The organism is Candidatus Enterococcus testudinis, from assembly GCF_002140915.1.
Lineage (GTDB): Bacteria > Bacillota > Bacilli > Lactobacillales > Enterococcaceae > Enterococcus_D > Enterococcus_D testudinis.
In genome coordinates, this window is the sequence record NZ_NGKU01000001.1 from 1,626,064 (window position 1) to 1,628,122 (window position 2,059).

The 2,059-nt window shown below is 30.6% G+C and carries 2 protein-coding genes; both read right to left on the minus strand.

The window, feature by feature from the left end; all coding sequences use genetic code 11:
- Positions 1–262: hypothetical protein (locus tag A5886_RS15830; protein WP_179190005.1), on the minus strand; the 262-nt coding region annotated here is incomplete at its 3' end.
- A 19-nt stretch (positions 263–281) separates the two neighbouring features.
- Complete coding sequence (locus A5886_RS07725; RefSeq protein WP_086274418.1) at positions 282–1,739, minus strand: aminotransferase class I/II-fold pyridoxal phosphate-dependent enzyme; 1,458 nt, start codon at positions 1,737–1,739, stop codon at positions 282–284.
- Positions 1,740–2,059 lie beyond the last annotated feature (320 nt).

Here is a 2,059-nt window from a genome sequence, read left to right on the forward strand (position 1 = left end):
GATCTATATATGCAATATATAAATCTGTTCCATTTAGTTCTTCCAAATTAATCTTTGCTTCTAGGATTTCCTTATTATAAACTTTTAAACACACTATCCGTATGAAGTTCTTCATTCTTGCGTATAATCCATATTCAAATATATATGGATTATTTTTGTTATGCTTTGAAATAAATTTAAGTAATAATGAAAGTCTAGTAAAACCTTTATTTTTTTTCTGTCTTTCATTAAAACTATCAGTTTCTTTTTCTATCATCTCCATTAGTTATCTCCCACGAACTTTATTCAAGTTCTATACAAAGTCTATTTTTAACGATATCTATAGCCTTTAATGTCTCGTTTATATCTTTTGTTGTATGATCCACACTAATAAAAAATCTTAGCCTGGATTCGTTTTCTTTTACTGCTGGATAGACAATTGGCAAAACATTAATTCCCTGTTCATATAATAATTGCGAAACTAAAAGTGTTGTAGAAGAATTTCCAATTATCCATGGAATAATAGGTGTATCCTTACTCATCCCTGTATTAATCCCCAAATTTTTACATCCTTCAAGAAATTTAATTGCGTTTTTTGATAATTTCTCTATAAGATCATTGCTTTTTTCAAACAATTTTATTGATTCTAATGCTGCTGCTGTATTTGCAGGACTAATTCCACAACTAAATACAAATCCTCCCATGTTATACCTTAAAAAATCAATAAAATCTTTACTCCCCGCTATATAGCCACCACAACTACTTGCTGATTTACTCAATGTACCCATGAGAATATCGATTTCTTTAGGTGCTACATCATAAAAACTAGCAACACCACGTCCATTGTTTCCAATTGTTCCGAATGAATGGGCTTCATCTACCATTAAAATTGCATTAAACTTCTTTTTTATGTTGACCAATTCTGGAAGGTTACATATATCACCGTCCATAGAATATATTCCTTCAGCTATTATCAGTACATTGTTGTATTTTCCTCTAAGCATAGACAGCTCTTTTTCAAGGCTTCTCATATCGTTATGCTTGAACGGTTTTCTTTTTGCTCCCGAAAATACTGCACCTTGTACTATGCTATTGTGTGATAATGAATCATGTAGTATTAAATCACCTTCTCCCATAATGGAAGTTATGACATTGACGTTTGTTCCATGACCGCTTACTTGTACTAAAGCATCTTCTACTCCTAAAAACGAAGCTATCTTCTTCTCTAATTTTCCATGCAAGTCAATTTCTCCACTAAGTAATCTGCTCCCGGAAACAGATGTCCCATATTGTTCAATGGCTTTCTTAGCACTATCTGAAACATCAACGCTTCCATTTAGTCCTAGATAGTTATAAGTTGAATAGTTTATATACTTTTTGTCATCAATAGAAATTTTGTTTTTAGCTACGCCTTGATTCTTTTTAAAATATGGAACCTTCCCTTTTATCTGCTCATAATAATTAGAAAAATTTCTGATTTCATCAAAATCGTTCAGCAAATCTTTATCCACATCGGTATATTCAACTACATCATAGTTTAGTATTTTAAATAATTCATTTATTGTAATATCATTTTTCAGATTCTGAATTGAAAAAACTTTTAAATCAATACCTTCCACAGTATTTCTAATCGTTTGATACAAATCCATCATCATAATAGAATCAAATCCCAAGTCAGCTTCAAAAAAAGAGCCTTCATCAAATTGTTCTTTTTCATAGCCAGAAATATCTGAAATAATACTAATAATTTGTTCTCTCATAGTTAGATCTCCTTTACATGAATCGTGATTTAAAAGTTTCTATCAAATAAAAAATACACTGATGTTATTAGTGTTATAATCCATTTGTCGCTAGCTCGCCCTTAACAAGCGGTTATTTTCTTTATCTGAAATGGCAAAACAAAAACCTTAAGATGCGCATCATTAAGATATTTTTTCCATTCTGCCAATATTTTTGCTCATCCTTTCAATGGAATCCCCGTCAGTGATAAAAAATCATTGTCAAATGTATCGGTTATTTAGTTAGACTTTTTTCCATAGATTATTTTGGATTACCAAATGAATCTCTTAACCTACATATC

Coding starts and splice junctions, on each gene's coding strand:
- A5886_RS07725 (WP_086274418.1), bottom strand. CDS start 1,739: ATGAGAGAACAAATTATTAGTATTATTTCAGATATTTCTGGCTATGAA.